The organism is Streptomyces sp. URMC 129 (genome assembly GCF_051386415.1).
GTDB lineage: Bacteria > Actinomycetota > Actinomycetes > Streptomycetales > Streptomycetaceae > Streptomyces.
Genome location: NZ_JBPQTQ010000097.1, coordinates 1 through 24,597 on the forward strand (window position 1 = coordinate 1; position 24,597 = coordinate 24,597).

Genomic DNA, 24,597 nt, shown 5'->3' on the forward strand with positions numbered 1-24,597 from the left:
CACCCCGCCCCGGCCCTCACGCCTCGTCGCCGCCGAACCAGAACAGCACCAGCACCGCCAGCACCGCCACCACAGCCGCGACCACCCGGAAGCCCGCGCCCATCGCGTCCGTGAACGCCGCGACCACCTCCGCCCGGGCCGCCGGCCCCAGCTCGCCCGCCGCCGTCAGCGCCTGACCGGCCGACCCGTCCGGCACCCCCGGCGGCAGCGCACCGGCGAAACGTCCCGCCAGCACCGTGCCCATCACCGCCACGCCCAGCGCGCTGCCCATCTCCCGCGCCGCGCCGTTCAGTCCGGAGCCCAGGCCCGACCGCTCCCGCGGCAGCGCCCCGATGATCGCCCCGGACAGCGCGGGCATCGACAGCCCCATCCCCACGGCCATCACCAGCAGCACCCCGGCGTACAGCGGGTACGGCGTGTCCGCGTCGGCCAGCGACAGCAGCGCCAGCCCGCCCGCCAGGACCAGCAGCCCGGCCGCCACCACGGGCCGGGTACCGAAACGGGCCGCCAGGTCCACCCCGCGCCGCGCCACCAGCAGCATCCCCAGCACCAGCGGCCCGATCGCCAGCCCGGTCACCACCGGCGCGTACCCCTTCGCGTACTGCAGGTACTGGGCGTTGACGAAGAACAGCGCGAACAGCCCGAAGAACGTGACCGCCACGCCCGCCACCCCGGCCCGCAGCCGCCGCACCGCGAACACCCGCGGATCGATCAGCGGCTGCGCGGCCCGCAGCGCGTGGCCGGTGAACGCGGCCAGCAGCAGTGCCGCCACGGTGAACGCGCCCAGCACCGCGGGGGAGCCCCACCCGCGCCCCGGACCCTCGATGACCCCGTAGAGCAGCGCCATGAACGCCAGGACGAACAGCACCGTGCCGACCGGGTCCGCGTGCGCCGGATGCCGCTCTCCGCGGGGCGCCAGCCAGGCGGTCAGCGCCAGCAGGGCCAGCGCCGGCGGCACCGCCGCCCAGAACAGCCCCTGCCACGGCAGGTACTCCATGGCCAGCCCGCCGCCGAGATTGCCCAGCGCGCCCGCCGCGCCGGTGGCCGCCGTCCACAGCGCGATGGCGTGCGCCCGGCGCTCGGGGGCGGCGGCCTGCAGCGTCAGCGACAGCGTGGCGGGCATGACCAGCGCGGCCCCCGCCCCGGTCAGCGCCCGCGCGGCGATGAGCGCTTCCGCGCCCGGGGCCAGCGCGGACAGCGCGCAGCCCGCCGCGAAGACGGCCAGGCCGGTCAGCAGCGCGCCCTTGCGGCCGAGCCGGTCGCCCAGCGCCCCCGCCGGTATCAGCAGGCAGGCGAAGGCGATGACGTAGGCGTCCACGATCCACAGCAGCTCGTCCGAGGAGGGCCGCAGGGAGCCGCCCGCCAGTTGCGGAATGGCCAGGTTGACGGCGGCGACGAGCCCCACGCACAGCACGACGCAGGCGGACATCAGGGCGGGGACGGCGCGCGCACCGCGGCCCCCCGGCCGGGGCGGCGCGGACGCCGCCGGTGGAGCGATGACGGTCATGACGAAGAACCTCACTGTGAGGAGGGGGAGTTCAGGGACATGGCGGCGGCCGACCGTCCCCAGTACCGTAGGCACCCCATCGACATGACTTCAAATGCAACTTTCGCAAGAGAAAAGTGCGTCTCATGCATTCCAGACTGGACCTGAACCTGCTGCTCGCCCTCGACGCGCTGCTGGAGGAGGAGAGCGTCGGCGGCGCCGCCGACCGGCTCCACCTCTCCAGCCCCGCCATGAGCCGCACCCTGGCCCGGATCCGCCGCGCGCTGGGCGACCCCGTCCTGGTCCGCTCCGGCCGCCGCATGGTCCCCACCCCCCGGGCCCTGGCACTGCGCGAGGACGTACGGCGGCTCGTGGAGGACGCCCGGGCCCTGTTCGCCCCGGTCGGCGTCCTCGACCCGGCCACGCTGGAGCGCACGTTCACCCTGCTCGCCGACGACGCGCTGGTGACCGCCATCGGGATGCGCCTGCTGGAGCGGATCCGCGCGGAGGCCCCCGGCGTCTCACTGCGGCTGTTGCCCGAGGGGCCGGGCGACTCCCTCCTGCTCCGCGAGGGCACCGTCGACCTGGAGATCGGCGTCATCACCGACCGGGCGCCCGAGACCCGCGTGGCGCACCTGCTCACCGACGACAACGTCGGCGTCGTCCGCCGCGGCCACCCGCTGCTCACCGGCCCGATCACGCCCGAGCGCTACGCCGCCGCCGAACACGTCACCGCCTCCCGGCGCGGCCGGCTCCACGGTCCGATCGACGACCTGCTCGCCGCCCGGGGCCTGCGCCGCCGGGTCGTGGCCTCCGTCCCGTCGTTCGCCGCCGCCCTCCTGGCGACGGCCGGCTCCGACCTGGTCTGCCGCACCCCGCGGTTCGTGGCCCGCGCCCAGATCGAACGCCTCGGCCTGGCCGCGTTCGACATCCCGCTCGACCTGCCGCCGCTGACGATCGCCCAGGCATGGCACCCCCGCAACGAGGCCGACCCGGCGCACCGCTGGCTGCGCGGGCGCGTCCGCGAGATCGCCGCCGCCCTGGACACCGGGCCGCTCCCCTGACGCCCCCAGCCCGGGCCGGGGGCCGCCGCTTCCCGTTCGGGTGACCGGTGCGGCGTCCCCGGGGGTCAGGGGTGTCCCTCGCCCGCCCGGCCGCCCTCGCCGCGCTCCTCCTGCTCCGCCGGGCCGCCGGCCGGCTGCCCGCCGCCGGTCGCGCCGTAGCCGCCGGGGATGCCGGGCTGCGTGTCGGAGTCGGCCCGCTCCCTGCTGATGTGACGCCGGGCCCGCACGCCGGCCCGCCGTTCCCCGTAGGGGTAGTCGAACGGGCGGGACGCGCCGCGCTCGCGGTCCGTCTCCCGCCGCTCCTCGACCGCCTTGTCCCGCTTCTTCCGCTTTTCTTCCTCTTCGTTCTTTTTCATGCGCTACGCGTACCCAGAGCGGTCACGCACATGCCGCGCCCGCACCCTCCACCGCCTCCCACCAGCCGGTCCCGTCCTCGACGTGGCGCAGCATGATCCCCTCGCGCAGCCCCCACGGGCAGATCGTGACCGCCCCGAGCCCCATCAGCTTCATCGTCGCGTGCGCCACCACCGCTCCCGCCAGCGCCTGCCGCGACCGCGCCGCGGAGATCCCCGGCAGCGCCGCCCGCCGCTCCACCGGCAGGCACGCGAGCCGGTCCACCGCCCGGCGCAGGTCCGGCCGCGCCAACTGACGCCGCACGAACGGCCCCTGGCGCTCCGGAGGCGCCCCGCACAGCCGCGCGAGCTGCTGGAACGTGCGCGACGCGGCCACCGGCGTGTGCGTCCGCTCCTGCCGGATGCGGGTGGCGACGTCCCGCAACTGCGTCCGCACCCGCCGCCGCACCGCCCTGATCGCCTCCTTCGGCGGCGGGTCCTGCGGGAAGTGCTCCCGCGTCAGCCGCCCGGCGCCCAGCGGCAGCGACACCGCGAAGTCCGGCAGCCGCCCCCGGCCGAACGCCACCTCCAGCGTCCCGCCGCCCAGGTCCAGCAGCGTCAGCGGCCCGGCCTGCCAGCCCATCCACCGCCGCACCGCCAGGAACGTCAGCTCCGCCTCCAGCTCGCCCGGCAGGACGCACAACCGCACCCCGGTCCCGTCCTCCACCGCCCGCAGCACCTCCGCGCGGTTCGGCGCGTCCCGCACCACGGCGGTCGCGAACGCCAGCGGCGCCGGCGTCCCCCACCGTTCCGCCTCGGCCCGCGCCGCTCCCACGGCCGCCGTCATCTGCCGGATCTGCTCCCCGGAAACGCGGCCGCTGCGGTCCAGCCGCTGCCCCAGGCGCAGCGGGTACTTGGCCGTGTGCACCGGCGCCGGTGCCCCGTCCGCCACATCCGCGACGACCAGGCACGCCGTGTTCGATCCCACGTCCATCACGCTCATCCGCATGTCCGCCCGGGTACCCGGGCGGACGCCGCATACGCCGCGGGCGCAACCGCACGCCCCGCGAACACCGCGGGCCCCGGCCCGTTCTTGCAGTGAGCGTTTTACCTTTTGCAGTGAGCGTTGTACTTTGGTGTCCCGCCCCTTCGAACAGCCGGGCCGCCCGCACCGGGCCGCGCGCACCCAGGAGACACCCATGTCCTTCAGCGAGCAGGAAATCGCCTACCTGCGCTCCCAGCCCCTCGCCCGCATCGCCACCGTCGGCCCCGACGGCCAGCCCGACGTCGCGCCCGTCGGCTTCGAGTTCGACGGCACCCTCTTCCACGTCGGCGGCGTCGACCCCGCCCGCACCCGCAAGCACCGCAACGTGCGGGCCGGAAACCCCCAGGTCGCCCTCGTCGTCGACGACCTGGTCTCCACCGACCCGTGGACCCCCCGCTTCCTGCGCGTCTACGGCACCGCCGAGGTCACCGAACGCGAGGGCCGGTTCGGCACCGCCCCCTACCTCACGATCACCCCCACCGTCTCCTGGAGCTGGAACCTCGACGGACGCCCCTTCGGCGGCGGCGACGACTTCACCCCGCGCCGCACCGTGCACCGGCCCGCCCCCGCCCGCCCCAGCGCCGCGTAGGGTACCCACGGCGAGCAGCTCGGGACCTCCCACGATGACCAGGCGCGACACCACCACGGGCACCACGGGCACCACCGGCACGAGCACCGGCGGCGGCACGGCACGGACCCGGCCCCGCGGCGGACTCGCGGACAAGCGCCGCGCCATCCTCGCCGGGGCCCTCACCGTTTTCGCCCGCGACGGCTACAGCCGCGCGAACGTCGACGCCATCGCCGCCGAGGCCGGCGTCTCCACCCGCACCATCTACAACCACTTCGGCGACAAGGCCGCGCTGTTCCACGACGTCATCCGGGAGAGCGCCACCCGCGCCGCCGACGCCCAGATCGCGATCATCGACCGCCACCTGCGCAAGGTCACCGACCTCGAACCCGACCTCGTCGCGTTCGGCCTCGACTGGGCCGCCCAGTCCACCGCGGGCCACGCCGCACACTTCGCCCTCACCCGCCAGATCAACGCCGAACGCGGCCACATCCCGCGGCCCGCGATCGACGCCTGGCAGGAGCTCGGACCGCTCCGCGTCCGCCGCGCCCTCGCCGCCCGCCTGCGCGCCCTCACCGACCGGGGACTGCTGCGCGACGGCGACCCGGACCTGGCCGCCGTCCACCTCATGAAGCTGGTCTCGGTGACGAACCCGTCCTACCCGGGCGGCACCACCGCCCCCGACCCCGCCGGGACCACCGAGGCGGTCCGCGCCGGGGTCCGTGTCTTCCTCCACGGCTACCTGGGCTGACCCGGCGGGAGACCGCCCCCGGCCCGGCCGGTGACGGATCAGACCCGGCGATAGGTGTCGACCCGGACCTGCGACGGGAACGTCGCGCTGTCCACGACCCGCCAGGACGTCTTGCGCCGCGTGCCGGGAAACACCCGCAGCCCCGAGCCGATCGACACCGGGAACACCATCAGCCGCAGCTCGTCCACCAGATCGTGGTCGAGCAGGGCGTGCACCAGCGTCCCGCTGCCCTGGACCAGGACGGGCCCGCCCGCCCGCTCCTTGAGCCCGGCGACGCCCTCGGCCACGTCCCCCGCCAGCACGGTGGTGTTGTGCCACGCGGGATCCGTGAGCGTCCCCGACACCACCACCTTCGGCATCCCGTTCATCCGGTCGGCGAACTCCCCGGTGTACGTCGGCCAGGCCCCGGCGAACGACTCGTACGTCACCCGCCCGATCAGCAGCGTCTCCGCCTCCAGCACCTCTCCCAGCTTGTACCGCACCTGCTCCGGCCCCTGGTAGTCCATCACCCACCCCGTGTGCGGATGGGTCGGCTCACCCCCCGGCGCCTCCATCACACCGTCGAGGGTCACGAATTCGGAGACGATCAGCTTGCTCATGGGCTTCCTTCCCGGCCGCGGGCGTGCCGCGGCGATACGGCGGTCACGCCGATGCAGACCCGCCCACGCGGCGGAACTCATCGGTGGACGGCCGGCGGCGGGGACGGGCCGAGGCGGCGACGGCGGGCACGAGCACAAGGGCCAGGGCGCCCCCGGCCAGCGCCAGAACCGGGAAACCGGCGGCGTCCACCACGACGCCGGACGTCATGCCCCCGGCGGCGCCGGCGACCGCGATGGACACGTCGACCAGCCCCTGGGTCAGGGCCCGGCCGCCCGGCGGCACGGCGTCGGTGACGAGGGCCGTTTCCGAGACGAGACCGAGATTCCAGCCCAGGCCGAGCAGAGCCAGGGCGAGCGCGAGCAGCGCGACGGAGCCCGGCGGGGCGACCGCGGCCAGCACGCCCGCGGCCACCAGGACGCCCGCGGACGCGGCGGCGAGCCGCCGGGGGCCGAAACGGTCCACGAGCAGGCCCGTCAGCGGCGAGGGCAGATACATGGCGCCGACGTGGAGGGCGGTGACCAGTCCCGAGGCGGTGCCGCCGTGGCCGTGACCGTGCATGTGGACGGGCGTCATGGTCATGATCGCGACCATGACGAGCTGGGCGACGACCATGATCAGGGCACCCAGAAATCCATGGAATAACGTATGACGTGCCGGTGGCCGGGCGGAAGACCCGGAACCCGCTAGTCCTCCTCGGGGAACGGCCGGAGGCTGCCGACGATCCGCTCGATCGTCGCGTCGTCCAGGGCGTCGGGAACCCCGGTGTCCGCGATCAGCGCCCAGACGGACACGTCATGGTCGGCGTTGAGATACGACACGGTGATCACCAGCCCGTCGGAGGTGCCGCACGGATGGTCCGGATCGTCCGCGGCCCCGGGAACGCCGGTGACCGTGGCGGTCACGGTGTGCCCGGCGACGCCGTGCTCGTTCTCGAACGGCTCCGCGCCGGAGACCTCCAACTCCCCGCCCTCCGCGTCGAACTGCGCCGTCGCCCAGGCCCGGGCCCGGTCCGCGGCAGCCTCGGCGGTGTCCGCGAAGCCCTGCCCGCTCATGGTCCCGGCCAGCGCCCGCTGGCTGAGGTTCCCCGCCGCCTCCGCCTGCGGGCACCACCCGGGCAGGTACCGGGCGGGCGCCCCCACGGCGGCCAGGATGCCGTCCTCCTCGTCCGCGTTCCCGACGTACACGGCGTCGTTCTCGCCGCCCAGCTCCCAGGCGTCCGGGGGCGGCACGTCGAACGCGAGGCGGTGCGACTCCACCGTCTGCACCTGCCAGTCCGGCGCCACCACCGGATCGGGCGCTTCCTGGTGGCCCGCACGCGGATCGTCGGGCACCCGGCTCGGGCCCGTGCTCTCCTCGGCGGGCGTGCGCGCCTCGCCGCTGTCGCCCCCGTCGCGGAGCATCACCGCACCCACGACCGCCACCACCAGCACGGCCACGACCGAGCCGACCGCCACGACGACCCGCGCCCGCCGCTTCCCCGGCGGGGCAGGCTGCCCGCCCGTGTACGGGTTCGGCTGCCGATACCCCGGCCGCCGGTACGGATTGGCCCCCGGCGGTCCCTCGCCCTCCCTCGTCATGCTCCCCGATCGTAGAACCCCCTCCCACGCCACGCACCACCGCTGCCCGCACATGCCGGGGCGGACGACGCCCCGGCCACCGGGAAGGACCCGCTCGTCGCGGTAACCGCCGCAGCGCTCAACGGGGTTGTCGCCGCCCGACCCCGGCCCGCACACCAGCCGATGCCCCGTCACCGCTCCCGAGGGGCCGGGGAAACGCGGCTCCCGGGCCCGGACCTGTCCTGGTCCGGCAGGGCTGACCGAACGCCAGACGGGAGGCGGCATGGCCGAGTCCGTGCCGGCGGCGCCCGTTCCGTTCCGGTCGCTCGCCGTCGGCACGGGCGCGTTCCCGCTCCGGGCCCTCCTGGGAACGGACCGGCCGGTGGAGCACCACGGTTCCCCGCCGGAGACCTGCCGACCGCCCGAAGGCTGAGACGGCCCGGCCCGACCGGGTGAACTCGTCGCCGCGTTCCCCGCCGCCCCTCCGCTTCCTCCCGCAGGCTGGCTGCTGTCAGCACGCCCCCACGCACTCCGGAGACGACAGCCATGGCCATGGACGTGCTCGCCCACTTTCTGCGGCAGCTCAGCCCGGAGAACCGGCGGTGGCTGGAGAGCCAGCCCCTGGACAAGCAGCAGGCGATCGCCGAACAGTGGCACGCGGGCCAGGGCCGGGCGTCGTCCCTGCTCAGCTCCGTCGACCTCGTCCCCGACCTGGTGGACGAGGGCGCCTCGGCCAACGCCTTCGTGCAGGAGGTGCGCGAGGCCGACAACTGGTGAGCACCCGTCCGCGACGCCGCCCGTGCGCCGGGCACGGTGCGCGACCGGCGGGGCGGCGGGCCTACGATCTTGAGCGGGGCACCGGGTTCGCCGTCGCCGGTGCCCGCCCGGGCAGGGATGTGCCGGATCGGCGGCGGGAGAGCGGGACGGCATGACGGTGACGGGTCCGGCCCTGCGGCTGTACGGCGAACTGGCCCGCTGGTGGCCGCTGATCTCCCCGGTCGAGGTGTACGAGGAGGACGCGAGGATCGCCGCCGAACTCTTCGCGCTCGCCGGTCATCCCGTGCGGACCGTGCTGGAACTGGGCAGCGGCGGCGGGCACACCGCCCACCACCTGCGGTCGCGCCGCACGATGACGCTGGTCGATCTCTCGCCGGAGATGCTCGCCGTCTCCCAGGGGCTCAACCCCGGCGCCGAGCACCTGCTGGGCGACATGCGGGACCTGCGGCTGGGCCGCCTGTTCGACGCGGTGCTGGTGCACGACGCCATCGGCTACATGACCACGCGACAGGACCTGTCCGCCGCGTTCCGCACGGCCTACGCACACTGCCGTCCCGGCGGCGTCGCCGTGTTCTTCCCCGACCATGTCGCGGACACCTTCGAGCCGGTCACCGACTGCGGAGGCAGTGACGGGGACGACGGCGGCGGAGCGCGCTACCTGGAGTGGAGCCTGCCGCCGGAGCCGGGGGCCACGACGGTGCGGACCGAGTACACCTTCGTCCTCCGCGAGGCCGACGGAGCCGTCCGGACCACGCACGAGACGCACGTCACCGGGCTGTTCCCGGTTGCCGACTGGCAGCGGCTGCTCGGCGCGGCGGGCTTCCGGGTGACCACGGTGCGGGAGAGCGGCGGACGTGACCGCACCATGTTCGTCGGGCACCGCCCGGCGGAGTGATCCCGCGCGTCGCCGCGCAGGACGTCGTCCCCGTGCGCACGTCACCCGGCGCCGGGGTCCCCGAGGAGTCCGCCGCGTCCTCCGTCCGAAGCAGCGGCGAGGGGAAGGGCCCGGACCGCCGGGCTCCCTCCGTGGCCGCGGAGCTGCTGGAGCGCGGTGCCGGTGGCGTGCGGACGGCACGCGGGCCGTGCCGGGGTTCCCGATGCCCGGCGAGGAGACGACCGCCGGCGGCTGCTCGGCCCTCCGGACAGCGGCACCTGCTGCCGGAGCGGCTGGACGCGTCCCGCCCGCCGGCGTCCGCCGGGGACGACGACCCCGCGGCGGGCAACTCGCCCAGGTACCCGCGACGCCGCACCGGGATCCGCACCACGGCAACGTGCTCGCGCTGGACCGTGCGCGCGCACACTCGGCCGGACGCCGGGGCGGCTGCCGCAGAACGCGATGTGGGACATCGAGAACCCCGCGAAACGCCCGTCCCGTCCCCGCCCGGCCGGTCATCAGCCGTCGCCCCTCGCCGCACGGAGATGGGCCAGGCGTTCGTCGAGGGCGGCGACGGCACCCGGCCGGCGGCCGGGGACGGCGCGGCGCAGCGGGGCCAGCTCGGTGCCGAGGGTGAGGGCGACGGCGGTGTCGGTGAGCCGCTGCCAGCAGTGGTGGGCCTGGTCCACCGCCCGCACCACCTCCGGGTCGGTCGGCTGCTGCCCGGCGGCGAGACGCGCGCGGGCCACCCGCATCCACAACCCGGCCGCCCGCTCGGGCCGTCCGGCCAGCCACGCCAGATCGGCGCGGACCTCCGCCCAGTGCAGGGCCTGCGGCGCGTGCGGGCCGCCGTCGCGGAACGCGGCCTGCTCGCGCGCGGCGGCGAGCGCGTCGGCCTGATCGTGGTGCCCGGCGCGGGCGGCGGCGCTGATCGCGGCGTGCGGATCGCCGTCCCGCTCCCGGCCCGCCGTCTCCGGTCGGCCGGTGGTGTCGAGGACGAGCCGGCCACCGGGGCGGGTGTCCAGTTCGGCGTGGGCCAGGACCTGGTGATGCAGCACGCCCAGCGGCGGGCGGGCACCGGCGGCGCGCAGGACGGCGGCCAGGGCGTGCGCGTAGCGGGGCGTGGCGGTATGGCGGCGCGGCGGAGGAGGAGCCACCGTTCCCACCACGGTCAGCCCGTCGGCGGCGAGGCCGGTCTCCTCGCGCCGGGCCCACGCCGCCGCGTCGGCCGTCAGATCCACCACCACGGCGGTGCTGTCCGCCGGGCGGTCCCGCAGCTCGGCGCCGACCCAGGCCCACGGCAGGGCGGTGTATCGCACGGTCCGCGCTGTGGTGCCGGCCAGCGCGAGATGCGGCTGCCCGTGCCGGTCCACGACCAACTGCCCGACGAACAGGACCGTCAGCGGGCCGTCGTGCGCGGCGGCGGTGCGCAGCGCCGCGAGGACCGCCTGCGGATCCCCCGGGGCGACGAGCTGCACCACGGAACCCGTGGCCGTCCCTAACAACGCGGCCGGGGGCAGGGCGGCGAGCGCGGGCAGTACGCCGCCGGCGTCGACCAGAACGCCGCGTGCCGGGGTGGCGGCTATGAGCAGCGCGTACCCCGGACTGCCGCCTGCCACTGGTCCGTTGATCACCATGTCAGCACCGTAACGCCGGACACGGCCTCCCGGTCGCCGCCGCCCCGCCCCGACCGCGAGGTCCGGCGCCCCCGGCCCGGCCCCGCGGCCTCTCACCCGGCGCCGAACGCCTCCTGCCCCGCCCGGGGGAGTGCCGCGCGCGGTGTCACGACGGCGGCCTGGGCGCGGTAGTCGCGGGGTCGGGTGCCGTAGGCGGCGGTGAAGGCGCGGGTGAACACGGCGTGGCTGTGGAAGCCCCAGCGGGCGGCGATGGCGTGGACGGGCACGGCTCCCAGAGCGGGGTCGGCCAGGTCGCGGCGTGCGCCTTCCAGCCGCTGCTGCCGGATCCAGGCCGCCACGGTCGTGTCCCGGGACCGGAACAGGGCGTGGAGGTGGCTGACGGAGATGTGGTGGGCGGCGGCGATCGTGCCGGGGGTGAGGTCCGGGTCGCGCACGTGTTCCTGGATGAAGTCCAGGACGCGCAGGACCAGGGTGCGGTGGTGGGTGTCCGGTTCGAGGCAGTGGCCGGCGTCGAGCGCCTGGGCGAACAGGGCGGCGACGAGGTCGGCCACGACACCCCCGAGACGGGGAGCCGCGGCCGGCGTGAGCGTCTCGGCGCCCGTGGCCAGACGGGTGAGCAGGTCCGCGAGCAGGCCACCGACCCCCTCGTGGCCGGACAACGGCCGCCCCGTCACGCGGTGCGCCATGCCCGTGGGCAGCGGGAGGGACCGCTGCGGCAGCTCGACGCCGATCGCCCGGAACGCCCCGGTGCCCCGGCCGGCCAGGAAGTCACGGACCTCGCGACTGCTCGTGGTGTGGAAGTCGTAAGGCCCGTAGGAGACTTCGTCCTCCCCGCTGACGGCACCCGCCGTGCCGCGCAGCACCAGTGACAGGTGGTAGGTCCCGGGATCGCAGTGCCGGACCAGTTCCGGCGTGCGGCGGAACACCGCCGGCTGTGTGACCGTGGGCCACAGCAGCACGGGCCCGAGGGCCAGGACGCGGATCACGGCGTGGAAATCACGGGTGTGTTCACTCCGCACGTCCATGGGCGCGTGGATGCCGGAGGCGAGCTGCCGGAAGGCGTCGAACCGCTCACCCACCGGCACGTCCTCACTGCGGAACACGGTCTCCATCACGGGCACTTCGGACAACCTCCCGTCGTTTCCGGTCCTGCCGCGAACGTAGCGCGAGCGCATCAACACCCGATAAACGCCCGGCGGTGAGCACACCGGCGACCGTGATCACGGGCGGTGGTGCGCGGGCCGAGCCGGACAGGCTCAGGGAATGGCCTGGATCCGTTCCATGTGTTCCTCACCCCATGCGCCGAGCGGCGCCAGAGCCGTATCGAGAGAACGGCCGAACTCGGTCAGCGAATATTCCACCTTCGGCGGCACCTGCTGAAACACCTCGCGGTGCACCAGGCCACTGGTCTCCATTTCCCGGAGCTGGAGGATCAGCATCCGTTCGCTGATGCCGGGCACCGCTCGCCGTAGCTCTCCGAAGCGCAGTGGTCCCTCGCCGAGCGAGAACAGGATCAGCCCCTTCCACTGGCCTCCCATGACGGCGATGGCGGCGTCAAGTCCGCACGTGTACGTCCGCTTCGTCATCAGCGCTCCCACGAACAAGAATGTGAGTACCCGACAAAAATGTAGGTACTTGAGGGAATGTGCGTGGAGACCCAGTATGGGTCGGGCGCCGCGCCGCGAACCCCACGGACCGGACCGGCGCGTTCCTTTCCCGACTGCCGACTGGAGCGACACAGGGCTGGGGACAACCGCACACCCGTGACCGTCATCGGGCTGGGCGCGATGGAACGGGCACTGGCCGAGGCGTTCATCGACGCCGGGCACCCGACGACGGTGTGGAACCGCACACCGGGCAAGGCCGCGCCACTGGTGGCCAGGGGAGCGGTCCACGCCGGTCCCCGGCGGGCGCCCGCGCAACGGCCGCCTGGGCCACCGGCCACGGCGCCCGGTTCCTCGCCGGGGCGGTCGAGAACGTGCCCTCGGCCGTGGGGGCGCGGGACACGCTGCTGTACTACAGCGGCGACCGGACCGTCTTCGACGCGTACGAGACGACGCTGAAGGTGCTGGGCGGCGACACCGTCCACCTCGGGGCCGACACCGATCTCGCCGCCCTGTACGAGATGGCGGTGGGGGCCATGCTGCTGCCCGCACTGGTCGGCTTCTTCCAGGGCGCCGCCGCCGTCCAGGCCCGCGGCCTGGAGGCGGGCAGCACGGTGCGGTTCGCCGGCAAGTGGCTGGACATGATCAAGTCCCTGCTACCGGTCTGCGCCGGGGAGATCGACAGCGGTGACTACACCGACGCCGCTTCCTCCGTGAACCTCTTCCTCGCGGCCGCGGCCCACGACGAGGATCTGGCCAGGGAGACGCACGTCGACACCGCCTGGCTCGCCCCGTTGCACGACCTGGTGCGGCGGGCCGTCGAAGCGGGCCACGGCGACCACAGCATCGCGGCCCTGACCGAGGTGCTCAGGAAACCGGAGCAGAGGGCGTAAGGCGCTGCCGGGCCGCCGTGCCGGGTGGGTTTGTCAAAGCGCGTGCGCGCCGTGGCCCGGTCCTGCTAGGAGTGGGGGGTGCGAGAGAAGTCGATGGCAGGTCACGTCGCGATCGTGACCGGGGCGAACCAGGGAATCGGGGCGGCGACGGCGCGGGTGCTCGCCGCCCGCGGTGCCGCGGTGCTGTGCGCGTACCTGCGGCTGCCCGCGCCCGGCGGGCGGGACGCGGCCGACCGCTACCGCGCCGAGCGGTCCGCCGACGGCGAAGAGGTCGCCGCGGAGATCCGCCGGGCCGGAGGGCGCGCCGAGGCGTTCGAGGCGGACCTCAGCGACCCCGCGGCCGCCGGGGTTCTCTTCGACGCCGCCGAGGAGCGCCTGGGGCCGGTCGACATCCTGATCAACAACGCGTCGGGGTGGGTCCAGGACACCTTCACCCCCGATCCGGAGGACCGGTTCGGCCGGCCGCTGCGCCCGGTCACCGCGGAGACGTGGTCGCGGCAGTTCGCGGTCGACGCGATGGCGCCCGCGCTGCTGATCGGTGAGCTGGCCCGCCGTCACCGGGCCCGCGACGCGCGCTGGGGACGGATCGTGGGCCTGACCTCGGGCGGGGAACTGGGCTTCCCGGGGGAGGTGTCCTACGGCGCGGCCAAGGCCGCCCAGACCGACTACACGTTGTCCGCGGCCGCGGAACTCGGCCCGCTGGGCATCACCGCCAACGTGGTGCACCCCCCTGTCACCGACACCGGCTGGGTCACGGACGAGGTACGGCGGTTCGTCGCGTCGAGCAGCACCCACTTCCACGTCGCGGACCCGGCCGAGGTCGCCGAGACCATCGTGTTCCTCACCTCCGACGAGGCCGCGCTCGTCACCGGAAACGTCATCACCCTGCGCTGACCACCCGCCCCTGCTCCGCCGACCGGCGGCCCGCGCGGGACAGGGACCATCCCCCCGCGACCGAGGTGGCCGGACCTTCCGCCGGCGTGGCCGGGGGCGCCCCGGGGCGGTGGTGGCGTGGGTGTGGTGCCCGGACTGGACTTTCCCCCTGGGGGAAGCCACAGCATGGGTGGCGCCGGGCGGAGTGCCCGGCAGGAGAAGGAGCGGGCATGGGGCTGCTGACCATCGGGGCGTTCGCGAAGGCGTCCCGGCTGTCACCGAAGGCGCTGCGTCTTTACGACGAACTCGGACTGCTGCCCCCCGCCCGCGTCGACCCGGTGACCGGCTACCGCCTCTACGCCCCGGAGCAACTGGACCAGGCCCGGCTGGTGGCCTGGCTGCGCCGCCTGGGCATGCCACTGGCCCGTATCCAGCGGGTGTGCGCGCTGGAGGCAGCCGCGGCGGCCCAGGAGGTCCGTGCGTTCTGGGCCGGGGTCGAGGCCGACACCGCCGCACGGCGGGATCTGGCCACCGTCGTCTTCACCTACCTGTCCCGGAAGGACGCCACCATGTGCCCGACTGCCACGCCCCTGGGTATCCGTTACGCCGCTCTCTCCGACGCGGGCATGGTCCGGGAGAGCAACCAGGACACCGCCTATGCCGGTTCCCGGCTGCTTGCCGTCGCCGACGGGTTCGGCCCCAACGGGGCCCCGGCCGGCGCCGCCGCGATCGACGCGCTCAAGCGCCTGGAAACCGGCGGCATCCCGGCGGGCGATCTCCTCAACCTCCTCGACGACGCCATCGACCACGCCCGTCAGGCCGTGCACGACGTCGCCGGGGCGGACCCCTCACCGCAACAGGCCGGGACCACGCTCACCGCGATGCTGTGGACCGGGACACAACTGGCGCTCGTCCACATCGGCGACACCCGGGCCTGCCTCCTGCGTGAGGGGGAGTTCTTCCAGATCACCCACGACCACACCATCGTGCAGTCGATGGTCGACGAAGGGCGCATCAGCCCGGAGGAGGCCACCTCACACCCCCAGCGGTCGCTGCTGATGCGGGCCCTGACCGGTGGCGCCGACGTCACACCCGACGTGCGCCTGCACGACGCCCGGCCCTCGGACCGCTACCTGCTGTGTTCCGACGGCCTGTGGGCCGTCGTCCCGGCCGAGGAGATCCGCGAGGTGCTCTGCGCGACCGTCGACCCCGAACAGGCGGTGCGGGACCTCGTCGCCCTCGCCAACCGCTCCGGCGGCCCCGACAACGTCAGTTGCGTGGTCGCCGACGTCGTGGAACTGCGGCCGTAGGAAAGCAGGGCGCCGGGAACGGCCGCGATGGGGGAGGCGATGGCCAGGTTGCCGCGCGGCGTGATCTGCCCGGTCCCCGGCGCCCTGCCTGCCCCGCATGACGGCCGCCGCTGTACCGGCGGCCGTCACCCTCTGCGGCGGCGAGTCGCACGAACGGGTGGTTTGACGGCTATTGGCGCCCTGGTCCGGCCGGGCGCGCGGGCTACTTGTACGACGATCCGCGCCTCGGTCGCCCGCGATCCAAGGAGACGCCATGTCCCGCCCCCGCCCGCCCGGTCCCGACTCCCTCCTGCGCCGCCACCTCGGCGAGCACCGCATTGCCCTCGTGGCCTGGCGCCTGCTCGTGCTCCAGACCGCGCACCCCGCCGTCGCCGCCGGCACCGGCCGTTACTCCACCTACCGCGCCCACCCCTGGCGCCGTATGGAACACACCATGGACAGCGGCAGACGCCTGTTCTTCTCCGATCACGACGCCCTGCGCCGCGAGGTAGCCCGCCTGGAACGCACCCACCGCCGTATCCATGGCGTGGACGAGAAGGGCCGGCCGTTCACGGCGGACGACGCCGAGGTGCGTGCCTGGGTGCTCGTGACGCTGTACGAGGCGCTGACGGCGATGCGCGAGCTCTCGGGCGACCCCTGCACCCCAGCCGAACTCGACCAGCTCTACGGCGAGTTCCGCGCGGTGTGCGCCGAGTTCGGACTGCCGGACGACGTCCTGCCGGCGACCGCGGCGGACGTGCCCGCACACATCGACCGCGTCATCCGTGAACGGCTGGAGTACGGCGAGGAGGTGCGGTACCTGCTGTTCCAGATCCTGCGCGAGGCCCCCCGTCCCCGGCGGCTGCGGCGCCTGGAGCCCGTCTGGCCGCCGCTGCGCGCGCTCGTCGCCCGGGCGGTGACCGCGCTGACCGTCGCCGACCTGCCGCCCGCCTTCCGCGAGCGGTTCGGGATCCCGTGCCCCCGCGGCGCCGCCGCGCTCTCCTGGACCCTGCACCACGGCGCCCGTCAGGTGACGACCCGGCTGCCGGCCCGGCTGCGCTACCGCACCCCGCCCGGAGGGACGACCGCGGCGCGGCCACACCGCGGCCGCCGCGCCGACGCGCGCCCGCCACGGCTGGAGATGTTCTTCCGGCAGGTCCTGGACCAGACCGGCGACGGCCGGATCGACGCCGCCGACCTCGCGGCCATGGCGCACAACGTCTGCTGGCAGCTCGAACTCACCCCCGAACGGGAGGCCGGGGTGTATGCCGCGTTCGACACCTGGTGGCAGCACATCCGCACCAGCATGGACACCGACGAGGACGGGCGGGTCGGGCGGGCCGAGTTCGTGGCGGCCGTGATGGCGGGGGTGGATCGCGACCCGGAGTACCTCGACCGGGGCCTGCACGTCGCCGTACGCGCCCTCTTCCGCGCCGCCGACACCGACGGCAGTGGTCACCTCTGCGCCGACGAGTACCGGGCCGTCTTCGGCGGCTCCCGCGTCCACCCGGCCGAACTCAACCACGGGTTCCGCCAGGTGGACGCGGACGGGGACGGTCTGATCTCGGAGGAGGAGTTCGTGCGTGCCTTCACCGACTTCTTCACGGCCCGCACGGACACGACCGCGGGCAGTCAGTTGCTCGGCCGGCCGTGACCTGGGGATCCGGCACTGCCCGTCCGGGGGGCTCCCCGGGCGGGCGGCGCCGGGGTCCCCGTGGCGTGTGCTAGCCGTTCAGATAGCGCAGGACGGCGAGCACGCGGCGGCTCTGGCCGCTGGCAGCGGGCAGGTCCAGTTTGTCGAAGATGGTGTTGATGTGTTTCTCGACCGCGCTGCGGGAGATCCGCAGGCGGTCGGCGATGGCGGTGTTGGCGTGGCCCTGCGCGATCTCGTGGAGGACTTCCCGTTCGCGGGGAGTGAGCCGCGCCAGGCCCTGGGCGTGCGTGCTGCGGGCGAGGAGGCGGCGGACGACCTCGGGGTCGAACGCGGTACGGCCCCGGGCCACGCGGTGGAGCGCGTCGAGGAATTCCTCGATCTCTGTCACCCGGTCCTTCAGCAGGTAGCCGACCCCGGCCGGGGTGCCGGTCAGCAGTTCGGTGGCGTACCGCCGTTCCACGTACTGGGACAGGACCAGCACCCCGACGCCCGGGTGGCGCCGCCGGATCTCCAGGGCGGCCCGCAGCCCTTCGTGGGTGTGGGTGGGCGGCATCCGGACGTCGATGACCGCCGCGTCGGGCGGTGCGAGGTCCACTGCGGCGAGCAGCGCCTCGGCGTCCGCGACGGCGGCCGTCACCTGGTGGCCTTCCTCGGTGAGGAGCCGGACCAGGCCCTCGCGCAGCAGCGTGGAGTCGTCGGCCAGGATCACGCGCACGGCAGCTCCGCGGCGATGGTGGTGGGGCCGCCCGGCGGGCTGTCCACGCGGAGTGTCCCGTCCAGTGCCCGTGCGCGCCGTGCCAGGCCGAGCAGGCCGCTGCCCGCCGGGTCGGCGCCGCCGGTCCCGTCGTCCGTGACGCGCAGGTCGATGACACCGGGCCGGGTGGCGGAGTCGGTCAGGTGGATGTGGATCAGCCGGGCACCGGAGTGCTTGACGGCGTTGGTGACCGCTTCGGAGACGACGAAGTAGGCGAGGGTCGCCGCTGTGCGGGCGGGCTGGGCGGTCAGCCGGTAGTCCAGCCGTACGGGCAGCGGTGACCGTTCGGCGACCGCCTCCAGCGCGGCGTGCAGCCCGGCCTCGTCCAGCACGGTGGGGTGGATGCGCCAGGCCGTCTCGCGCAGTTCGTTCATCGCCTGCCGCGCTTCCCGGTGGGCCTGGGCGAGCAGTTCCCGCACCCGTGTGTCGTCCCGGCCCGCGCGCCGGGCCCGGCCCAGCAGCAGCCCGACGGCCACCAGCCGCTGCTGGACCCCGTCGTGCAGGTCGCGTTCGATACGGCGCCGTTCCTCGTGCACGGCCTCCACCACCCCGGCCCGGCTGGCCGCGAGTTCCTCGATGCGCCGTTCCAGTGCCTCCTGGCTGCCCGGGCCGAACGACCGCCGGACCAGCCGTTCCTCCAGATCCGCGACGGCCGGGACCCCGTGGACGCCGAGGAAGAGCAGGAACCACCCGCCGACCGCGGACGCGAACACCGTCACGGCGTCCCCCGCGGTGTCGGCGAGGAACCAGCCCCACACCAGCAGTGACCCGTACGCCGCGCCGACGGCGACCGACAGCAGCACCAGCGCGCCGAGTACCCCCAGAGCCCAGCGCCGCGCCAGGTACCCCAGGGCCGCGCGGAACGCCTCGGGCCCCGCCGTGCGTCCCGGGCCGGGGCCGGGCGCGGTCCGGCCCGTGCCCAGCCGGGCGACCCGAGCCCGTTCCAGGGCCGCCGCGCGGGTCAGCACGCCCGATGCCCGGTGCCCGGGCAGGGCGGACGCGGCGAGCACGGCCAGGATGTCCGGGACGGCGGTGGCCGCGCCCGCCGCCAGGCCGGCCGATGTCCGCAGCCAGCCGTGTATCGACTTCCGCATGCGGTCCACGCTAGCCGGGCCGGGCCGCCGGGCGGACTGCGGTTTTCCGCACCCCCGGACCGGGGGCGGGCACCCTCGCGGCAGGGGGCGCCGGCTCGTAGCGTCGCCGCCGTGACCTCTTCCTTGCCCTGGCGGCCGGCGGAACCGGCCGCGGATCCCGGCGGTGTCACCGGCTGGGCCACCGACCTGATGGACCTGCTCGGCGCGCCCGGCGCGGGTGTGGCCATCGCGCTGGAGAACCTCTTCCCGCCGCTGCCCAGCGAGGTGATCCTGCCGCTGGCCGGGTTCACCGCCGGCCAGGGGCGGATGAATCTGTGGGCCGTGCTGCTGTGCACCACGCTGGGGTCGGTGGTGGGGGCGCTGGCGCTCTACGGCGTGGGCGCCGTGTTCGGCCGTGAGCGGCTGGTCGCCGTGGCGGCCAGGATGCCGCTGGTGCGGGTCTCCGCCATCGAGCGGACGGAGGCGTGGTTCGCCCGGCACGGTACGAAAGCGGTGTTCCTGGGCCGGATGATCCCGCTGTTCCGCAGCCTGGTCTCCGTCCCGGCCGGTGTCGAGAGGATGCCGCTGGTGACGTTCACCTGGCTCACCGCGCTCGGCAGCGCCCTGTGGAACACGGTGTTCGTGCTGGCGGGCTACCGCCTGGGCGAGGACTGGGAGCGGGTGAGCGACCTGGTGGGCCTCTACTCCAGGGCGGTGGCAGGTGTCGCGTGCCTGGCGGTGGCCGTGCTCGTCGCGCTGCGGCTGACCCGCCCCGGCCACGGGCGGCGCCGGGCGCCCCGGCCGTGACCGGTACCGCCCGGTCCCGCCCGGCGCGGCCGGTGAGGCCGACGACGCAGACGGCGCAGAACGCGGGAGAACGGCCCGGGCGAGCCGGTGCCGCCCGTGCCCGGAGGCGTACCGGCCGCTGCGCAAGCGGAAGGGGTGGCGGGATGCCTGCCCGGCGGCGCGCGGTGAGCGGGAGCGGTTGCGGGGCTTCCCCGAAGCGGTCGTGCGCGCCATGTCCCGGCGCAGAAGCCGCGGGCTCCTGGCCGGCCCGGCAGAGACCGGTGAGGGCGTACTGCTGCGGCAGTTGGCCAGGCGACTGCCGCGCTCCGCGCTGGAGGGGGGATGAGCGACGACCTCGTCTGCGACGGCCACGACCCGGCGGGCAGGAACAGCGGCGACAACCGCGACGGCACGCGCCCGGAGACCGTCCTGACCGGTGTCGGGCCGGTCCGGCTACGGCTCCTTCGATCCGAGGATCGTGGCCGGGCGGCATAAGCGCCTGACCGGCGGGGAGGAGGTGGTCATCTTGCCGCATCCCGCCCCGACTGCCCGCCACTGGCTCCGGCGGCGAGCGTGATGGCCCCGTCGTGTTCGGTCCCGGATCCCCGTGAGTCCGCGAAAACTGAAGGTGGTTGAGCGGGAACTCACGAGTCTGATTGCCGGTTTCGGGGCCTGGACCCGGGGCTCGTACGGAACACGCGGGTTGGCCTGGGGATGGTCGGCGCCGCGACGGTTCGCTGTCCGGATCAGGGCAGAGTCAAGACGCGGGGGCCTTCTTCCGTGATGGCGACAGTGTGCTCGATGTGGGCTGCTCGGCTGCCGTCGACGGTGTGCAGGGTCCAGCCGTCGGTGCCGGTGCGGTAGGTGTCGCGTCCGCCGGCCATGAGCATGGGCTCGATGGCGAGGGTCAGGCCGTGGCGGAGGGGGAAGCCGCGGCGGGGGCGTCCTCGGTTGGGGACGTGGGGGTCTTCGTGCATGCGGCGGCCGATGCCGTGGCCGCCGAAGTCGGCGGGCATGCCGCAGCGTGCTGATCGCGCGACGGTGCCGATGGCGTGGGAGATGTCGCCGATACGGTTGCCGGGTATTGCCGCGGCGATGCCGGCGTCGAGAGCGCGCTGGGTGGCGTTGATCAGCTCCACATCGGTGGGCCGTGGGGTGCCGACGGTGAAGCTGATGGCGGCGTCGCCGGTCCAGCCCTCGAGTTCCGCGCCGCAGTCGACGCTGACCAGGTCGCCGTCACGCAGGCGGTAGTCGGTGGGGATGCCGTGGACGATGGCGTCGTTGACCGATGTGCAGATCACCGCGGGGAAGGGGGTGGGGGCGAAGGAGGGCTGGTAGCCGAGGAAGGGTGAGCGTGCGCCGGCCTTCCTCAGAACGGTGCGGGCCGCTTCGTCCAGCTCCTTCAGGGACACCCCGAGGCCCGCTGTTTCCCGGACGGCGGCGAGGGCGTGGGCCACGACGCGCCCGGCTTCCCGCATCGCGTCCAGCGCCGTATCGGTCTTGATCTCCACCATGTCCTGCGACTCCCTGTCTCATGCGCCGGCATCCAATTCTTATACCGGTATTAGTATCACGTGCATGGTGCGAACTCCTTTGACTCCGTGGGAACGGCAGCGCGGCGAGCGGTTCGGCGCGCTGCTGCGTCAGGCGCGCGGCGACCGCAGCATGGTGGAGGTCGCCGCGGCGGCGGGGGTGTCGGCGGAGACGCTGCGCAAGATCGAGACCGGTCGGGCGCCGACTCCGGCGTTCTTCACCGTGGCGGCCCTGGCCGCAGCGCTGGAGGTGTCCTTGGACGAATTGGCTGCTGCCTGCGTGCAGGACAGCGACTGGGGTGACCAGGCACTTTCGGCGTGACCTTCGACGGCGCTTTCGGCTTTCTCCCGGACGGGCCGGGCCGGCCTCCGGCCCGGCATGCGGAAGCTGTCGTGCCGGGTCCGCGCAGCCGAGGACGAGGGCGGGGTGGAGCGGGTCGGCGCCGTGCGTCATGGCCTCTTCGAGCCGGCGGTCGACACGGAGTCGTCCGAGGGTGCCGGTGAGGTCGCGGGTGGCCCGGGTGATCCGGAGCTTGCCGGACGGACCGAGTTCGACGGCGGTCTTTCGGGCGATCAGCAGGTGGGGGTTGGCCGCGTTCGGCCAACGGCCGCGGCGGTATTCGAGCCAGTCATGGACGACACGGCGGATGAGATCACCGAGCAGGCGGACGTGGCCGCCGACGCTGATGCGCCGGTTCCCGTGATCGACATCGTCCAGTCGCATCGGATGAAGGCGGTTCCCGGCCGGTCGCCGTCGACGCTGACCGGGGCCGCCGTCGCGTCCTGGCCCACCGGCTGGACGACCGGCTGAACGGCCTGTGCGACGAACAGCGCCCCGGAGCACCGCGCAAGTCCAGGACGCCACTCACTGGTCGACCAGGTCGACGGCTGCCGTGACCGGGATGTCGCAGGCGGCGCTCTCCGGGATCCGGCGTGCCTTCGGGCTCCGGCCCCACCGGGCGGAGGCGTTCAAGCTGTCGACCGACCCGCACTCCCTCGACAAGGTCCGTGATGTCGTCGGGCTGTCCCTGGACCCGCCCGAACGGGCGCTGGTCCCGTGCGTGGAGGAGAAGTCGCAGATCGAGGCCCAGCCCGCTCCCGGCCGGTCCTGCTGCCGTGGTGCCCGGCCACGACGCATTCCGGGCCGGCATCACGACCCTGTTCTTCCGCACTCGAGGTGGCCACGGGAAAGGTCATCGGCTCCCTCCACCGCCGCCACCGCGCGGTGGCGGCCAAGAAGTTCCTGGCCCGGCTCGATGCCCGTCCACGCTTCCAGCCGCACGTCACCCCGGCCGGTGCCGCCGGACCTGACCAGGGCCTCGCACGCGGTATCCGCACCTGGATCACCGACTGGAACGGCCGCCCAACGCCGTTCGCACGGACCAGGACCGCCGACGAGATCCTCGACAAGCCTGCCACCTACTGCCGGCGAATCCCCGGCTCAGGACACCAACTCCAGGTCGTGGCATCGTCCGGGGGCAGCCGGTCGCCTCCCGCATCTCGTCCCGGCACCGGCGGGCGACGCCGACGGGCACGGCACCGGCCACGGGGACGAATCCGTTCTCGGCGCGTTCCCCGATCTGCCCGCGGGTCAGCACGGTCGCTCGGTCTCACGTCCGGCGGGTTCGATACGGAGGACGGCGGCGGTGTTGAGGATCTCGACGACCTCCAGGCTCATTGCGTCGTTGACGGTCGCTTCGGTTCCCTCGTCGCAGCTCAGCTCCACGCCGCCGCCGGCCGAGGACACGCCGCCGCCACCGGAACAGCCCGCGACGCTGTAGCCCGGCCCCGTCAGCGGCGCGATCATCTCGACCGCGCCGCCGGTGATCGCCGTCACCTCGATCGGCCCGAGGCCGTACGTTTCCGGCACTGTCACGACATCCCCGACGGCGACCTCGATCTCGCACGTCCCGTCAGCGCACGGCCCGGTCGGTGAGGGCGACGGCGTGGGGTCGGATGCCGGCGCCCCGGAGCCGGACCCGCTGGGCCGGTCCTCGGCGGGGGCCCGTCCGAAGAATCCGAGGAACACGATGTGAGAGCGGCGAACACGACGGCGACAACGGCGGTGGAGGACGTTCTGCGCATCATGGCCGCCATGGAACCCCGCCCGGGCCGGGACCCCTCCCGGGCCCTCACCGGGGCAGGCACGCCCGCTGTGACCAGTGCCGCGCCACCCACCACGGGCCGATCGCGCCGTGATGGGTTTGCGCAAGCACAACAGCCCCGCTGAGAGCGCCGCGACGGTCGTCCGCCGGCCGGCCTGTGGCTGCTCGTGGGTGACCTGCTGCGCGGTCGTCCGGGGAAGACCGCCACGAGCGTGCTCCCGGTCCTGTGCCGTGGACCGGCGGCAACCAGGTCTCCGCCTCCATGGCTCGCCGCCTCCAGCGGCTGGGGCAGGGGGAGTGCGCCCTGTGTTGTGGGGGTTCTCTGGTTCTGCTGCGTGGCGACGATTCCCTCGGCGGATGCGAGGCCGGGCCGTGTACCGGCGTCTTCGGAGCTCACTGTCCGGGTCCGGCAACGGCCCGAGTTCTTCTCTGCTGTTGTCGGTGGGCCGGTGTGTGGGTCCGGGGTTCCTGTGCGGCCGGGTTCCCGGGGACGCCGTTCTCGGGGCTCAGCGCGGGACGGCCGGGTCAGGACGGGTGCCCGGCACCGGCTGCCCGGAGCCGTAGGCCGCGGCCATGGGGGAGCTGCCTCCGGTGGCGAAGGCCCGGATGCCTGCCAGGTAGGCGTCCCGGTCGATCAGTCCGTCGCGGTCGGCGTCCAGAGCGTCGAATGCCGCGGCGGCGTCCGCTTCGGCGTTTCCTGCCGCGGTGCGCAAGCGGGTGAACCCGGCGCGGTCCAGGCGCCCGTCGGCGTCGGTGTCGGCGATGTCGAACAGGGCTCCCAGAGCGGGCCGGCAGGCACGTTCGAACGCCTCATGGCCCACCCAGGTGCGGTATTCCTCGAATGTCACGCGTCCGTCGTGGTCGGCGTCCATGTCCTGGAAGACCGCCTCGTGAGCGGCTCGCGCAGTAGCGACGGTCGGGTGACGGGCATCGCGGCCGGCGGCGCGGGCCACGCGGTCGACGCGTGCGAGGTATTCCTCACGGGTGATGGCGCCATCGCCGTCTGTGTCCAGCATGGCGAAGATGCGGTGTTGCGGTGAGTCGGACACTGCGCTTCCTCCCGGGGTGCTCTGTGGCGTCGCAACCGTCAACGTACCCCGGAGCCGCCCGGATACCTGCATACAGGATAAATAGTATAAATCTGCCGCCGGGTGGTTTCCCGGGCCTGGTCCTCGTGGCCGTTGTCATCGCCGTCCGGCCCGGGCGCGTCCGGGGCCCGGCAGCAGGCGGAGGCCGCTGTGGTCCGCGGGTGTGTGGCTGGTGGGGGTGGGGCGGGACTGTTGTGGCGGCTGAAGCGGGTGCGAGGCCCTGGTCAGGTCCGGCGGCACCGGCCGGGGTGACGTG

The 24,597-nt window shown here is 74.3% G+C and carries 26 protein-coding genes and 3 pseudogenes; 15 read left to right on the top strand and 14 right to left on the bottom strand.

The features are described from left to right. Window positions 1-16: 16 nt before the first annotated feature. Window positions 17-1,507, bottom strand: a complete 1,491-nt coding sequence (locus ACSNOC_RS19510) for an MFS transporter (RefSeq protein ID WP_436748782.1) — start codon at window positions 1,505-1,507, stop codon at window positions 17-19. 125 nt (window positions 1,508-1,632) lie between these two features. On the opposite strand from ACSNOC_RS19510, the gene ACSNOC_RS19515 reads away from it, so the two are divergent. Beyond that, window positions 1,633-2,550, top strand: a complete 918-nt coding sequence (locus ACSNOC_RS19515; RefSeq protein WP_436748783.1) for a LysR family transcriptional regulator — start codon at window positions 1,633-1,635, stop codon at window positions 2,548-2,550. Window positions 2,551-2,615: 65 nt separating this feature from the next. On the opposite strand, the gene ACSNOC_RS19520 is transcribed toward ACSNOC_RS19515, so the two are convergent. Further along, window positions 2,616-2,906 (bottom strand): hypothetical protein, encoded by a 291-nt coding sequence (locus tag ACSNOC_RS19520; protein WP_436748784.1) that lies wholly within the window; start codon window positions 2,904-2,906, stop codon window positions 2,616-2,618. 22 nt (window positions 2,907-2,928) lie between these two features. Beyond that, window positions 2,929-3,891: a Ppx/GppA phosphatase family protein gene (locus ACSNOC_RS19525; RefSeq protein WP_436748785.1), complete on the bottom strand. Its 963-nt coding sequence runs from the start codon at window positions 3,889-3,891 to the stop codon at window positions 2,929-2,931. Between the two features lie 190 nt (window positions 3,892-4,081). On the opposite strand from ACSNOC_RS19525, the gene ACSNOC_RS19530 reads away from it, so the two are divergent. Together ACSNOC_RS19530 and ACSNOC_RS19535 are read left to right on the top strand one after the other, a co-directional pair. Continuing rightward, window positions 4,082-4,516 (top strand): PPOX class F420-dependent oxidoreductase, encoded by a 435-nt coding sequence (locus ACSNOC_RS19530; RefSeq protein WP_436748786.1) that lies wholly within the window; start codon window positions 4,082-4,084, stop codon window positions 4,514-4,516. 34 nt (window positions 4,517-4,550) lie between these two features. Further along, window positions 4,551-5,246, top strand: a complete 696-nt coding sequence (locus ACSNOC_RS19535; protein WP_436748787.1) for a TetR/AcrR family transcriptional regulator — start codon at window positions 4,551-4,553, stop codon at window positions 5,244-5,246. 38 nt (window positions 5,247-5,284) lie between these two features. On the opposite strand, the gene ACSNOC_RS19540 is transcribed toward ACSNOC_RS19535, so the two are convergent. From ACSNOC_RS19540 to ACSNOC_RS19550, 3 genes and pseudogenes are all read right to left on the bottom strand, one after another. Further along, window positions 5,285-5,845, bottom strand: coding sequence for a dihydrofolate reductase family protein (locus ACSNOC_RS19540; RefSeq protein WP_436748788.1), 561 nt, complete (start codon window positions 5,843-5,845; stop codon window positions 5,285-5,287). 43 nt (window positions 5,846-5,888) lie between these two features. Then, window positions 5,889-6,476: pseudogene (locus ACSNOC_RS19545) on the bottom strand (MFS transporter); the annotation flags it as partial. Between the two features lie 53 nt (window positions 6,477-6,529). Next, on the bottom strand, window positions 6,530-7,423 hold the full coding sequence (locus ACSNOC_RS19550) for a hypothetical protein (RefSeq protein ID WP_436748789.1): 894 nt from the start codon (window positions 7,421-7,423) through the stop codon (window positions 6,530-6,532). A gap of 262 nt (window positions 7,424-7,685) precedes the next feature. Here ACSNOC_RS19550 and ACSNOC_RS19555 point away from each other — a divergent pair, with 262 nt between their 5' ends. The 4 genes and pseudogenes from ACSNOC_RS19555 to ACSNOC_RS19570 form a co-directional block, all read left to right on the top strand. Further along, window positions 7,686-7,835 (top strand): hypothetical protein, encoded by a 150-nt coding sequence (locus tag ACSNOC_RS19555; RefSeq protein WP_436748790.1) that lies wholly within the window; start codon window positions 7,686-7,688, stop codon window positions 7,833-7,835. Between the two features lie 113 nt (window positions 7,836-7,948). Next, on the top strand, window positions 7,949-8,179 hold the full coding sequence (locus ACSNOC_RS19560; protein ID WP_436748791.1) for a hypothetical protein: 231 nt from the start codon (window positions 7,949-7,951) through the stop codon (window positions 8,177-8,179). A 151-nt stretch (window positions 8,180-8,330) separates the two neighbouring features. Then, window positions 8,331-9,074 (top strand): class I SAM-dependent methyltransferase, encoded by a 744-nt coding sequence (locus ACSNOC_RS19565; RefSeq protein ID WP_436748792.1) that lies wholly within the window; start codon window positions 8,331-8,333, stop codon window positions 9,072-9,074. Between the two features lie 376 nt (window positions 9,075-9,450). Further along, window positions 9,451-9,533: pseudogene (locus ACSNOC_RS19570) on the top strand (hydroxyurea phosphotransferase); the annotation flags it as partial. Window positions 9,534-9,571: 38 nt separating this feature from the next. Here the strand turns inward: ACSNOC_RS19570 and ACSNOC_RS19575 are convergent. The 3 genes from ACSNOC_RS19575 to ACSNOC_RS19585 form a co-directional block, all read right to left on the bottom strand. Continuing rightward, window positions 9,572-10,690, bottom strand: a complete 1,119-nt coding sequence (locus ACSNOC_RS19575; protein WP_436748793.1) for a hypothetical protein — start codon at window positions 10,688-10,690, stop codon at window positions 9,572-9,574. Window positions 10,691-10,782: 92 nt separating this feature from the next. After that, window positions 10,783-11,802 carry an AraC family transcriptional regulator gene (locus ACSNOC_RS19580; RefSeq protein ID WP_436748794.1) on the bottom strand — a complete coding sequence of 340 codons (1,020 nt, stop codon included), beginning with the start codon at window positions 11,800-11,802 and terminating at the stop codon, window positions 10,783-10,785. A 144-nt stretch (window positions 11,803-11,946) separates the two neighbouring features. Then, entirely contained in the window at window positions 11,947-12,276 is a 330-nt protein-coding gene (locus ACSNOC_RS19585; protein ID WP_436748807.1) for a winged helix-turn-helix transcriptional regulator, read from the bottom strand. A 201-nt stretch (window positions 12,277-12,477) separates the two neighbouring features. Here ACSNOC_RS19585 and ACSNOC_RS19590 point away from each other — a divergent pair. The 4 genes and pseudogenes from ACSNOC_RS19590 to ACSNOC_RS19605 all read left to right on the top strand — a co-directional run bounded on the left by ACSNOC_RS19590 (window position 12,478) and on the right by ACSNOC_RS19605 (window position 17,003). Beyond that, a pseudogene (locus ACSNOC_RS19590) lies at window positions 12,478-13,187 on the top strand (NAD(P)-dependent oxidoreductase). Window positions 13,188-13,280: 93 nt separating this feature from the next. Beyond that, window positions 13,281-14,081: an SDR family NAD(P)-dependent oxidoreductase gene (locus tag ACSNOC_RS19595; protein ID WP_436748795.1), complete on the top strand. Its 801-nt coding sequence runs from the start codon at window positions 13,281-13,283 to the stop codon at window positions 14,079-14,081. 209 nt (window positions 14,082-14,290) lie between these two features. Continuing rightward, window positions 14,291-15,370: a MerR family transcriptional regulator gene (locus ACSNOC_RS19600; protein ID WP_436748796.1), complete on the top strand. Its 1,080-nt coding sequence runs from the start codon at window positions 14,291-14,293 to the stop codon at window positions 15,368-15,370. A gap of 253 nt (window positions 15,371-15,623) precedes the next feature. Beyond that, on the top strand, window positions 15,624-17,003 hold the full coding sequence (locus ACSNOC_RS19605) for an oxygenase MpaB family protein (RefSeq protein ID WP_436748797.1): 1,380 nt from the start codon (window positions 15,624-15,626) through the stop codon (window positions 17,001-17,003). Window positions 17,004-17,073: 70 nt separating this feature from the next. Here the strand turns inward: ACSNOC_RS19605 and ACSNOC_RS19610 are convergent, their stop codons facing one another. After that, window positions 17,074-17,718, bottom strand: a complete 645-nt coding sequence (locus ACSNOC_RS19610; RefSeq protein ID WP_436748798.1) for a response regulator transcription factor — start codon at window positions 17,716-17,718, stop codon at window positions 17,074-17,076. Beyond that, complete coding sequence (locus ACSNOC_RS19615) at window positions 17,709-18,851, bottom strand: sensor histidine kinase (protein WP_436748799.1); 1,143 nt, start codon at window positions 18,849-18,851, stop codon at window positions 17,709-17,711. The genes ACSNOC_RS19610 and ACSNOC_RS19615 overlap by 10 nt, the downstream gene beginning before the upstream one ends. Window positions 18,852-18,962: 111 nt before the next feature. On the opposite strand from ACSNOC_RS19615, the gene ACSNOC_RS19620 reads away from it, so the two are divergent. Next, window positions 18,963-19,637 (top strand): DedA family protein, encoded by a 675-nt coding sequence (locus ACSNOC_RS19620; protein WP_436748800.1) that lies wholly within the window; start codon window positions 18,963-18,965, stop codon window positions 19,635-19,637. Window positions 19,638-19,958: 321 nt separating this feature from the next. Next, window positions 19,959-20,111, top strand: coding sequence for a hypothetical protein (locus ACSNOC_RS19625; RefSeq protein WP_436748801.1), 153 nt, complete (start codon window positions 19,959-19,961; stop codon window positions 20,109-20,111). Window positions 20,112-20,362: 251 nt separating this feature from the next. On the opposite strand, the gene map is transcribed toward ACSNOC_RS19625, so the two are convergent. Then, the gene (gene map / locus ACSNOC_RS19630; RefSeq protein WP_436748802.1) at window positions 20,363-21,130 is read right to left on the bottom strand and encodes a type I methionyl aminopeptidase; all 768 of its coding nucleotides are present in this window, start codon (window positions 21,128-21,130) and stop codon (window positions 20,363-20,365) included. Between the two features lie 64 nt (window positions 21,131-21,194). On the opposite strand from map, the gene ACSNOC_RS19635 reads away from it, so the two are divergent. Continuing rightward, window positions 21,195-21,470 (top strand): helix-turn-helix domain-containing protein, encoded by a 276-nt coding sequence (locus tag ACSNOC_RS19635; RefSeq protein WP_436748803.1) that lies wholly within the window; start codon window positions 21,195-21,197, stop codon window positions 21,468-21,470. Window positions 21,471-21,527: 57 nt separating this feature from the next. Continuing rightward, on the top strand, window positions 21,528-21,959 hold the full coding sequence (locus tag ACSNOC_RS19640; RefSeq protein WP_436748804.1) for a hypothetical protein: 432 nt from the start codon (window positions 21,528-21,530) through the stop codon (window positions 21,957-21,959). 780 nt (window positions 21,960-22,739) lie between these two features. Here ACSNOC_RS19640 and ACSNOC_RS19645 read toward each other — a convergent pair. Together ACSNOC_RS19645 and ACSNOC_RS19650 are read right to left on the bottom strand one after the other, a co-directional pair. Further along, a complete protein-coding gene (locus ACSNOC_RS19645) occupies window positions 22,740-23,024 on the bottom strand; it encodes a hypothetical protein (protein WP_436748805.1) in 285 nt (94 codons plus the stop codon). Between the two features lie 735 nt (window positions 23,025-23,759). Then, window positions 23,760-24,302 carry an EF-hand domain-containing protein gene (locus ACSNOC_RS19650; protein WP_436748806.1) on the bottom strand — a complete coding sequence of 181 codons (543 nt, stop codon included), beginning with the start codon at window positions 24,300-24,302 and terminating at the stop codon, window positions 23,760-23,762. Between the last annotated feature and the right edge of the window lie 295 nt (window positions 24,303-24,597).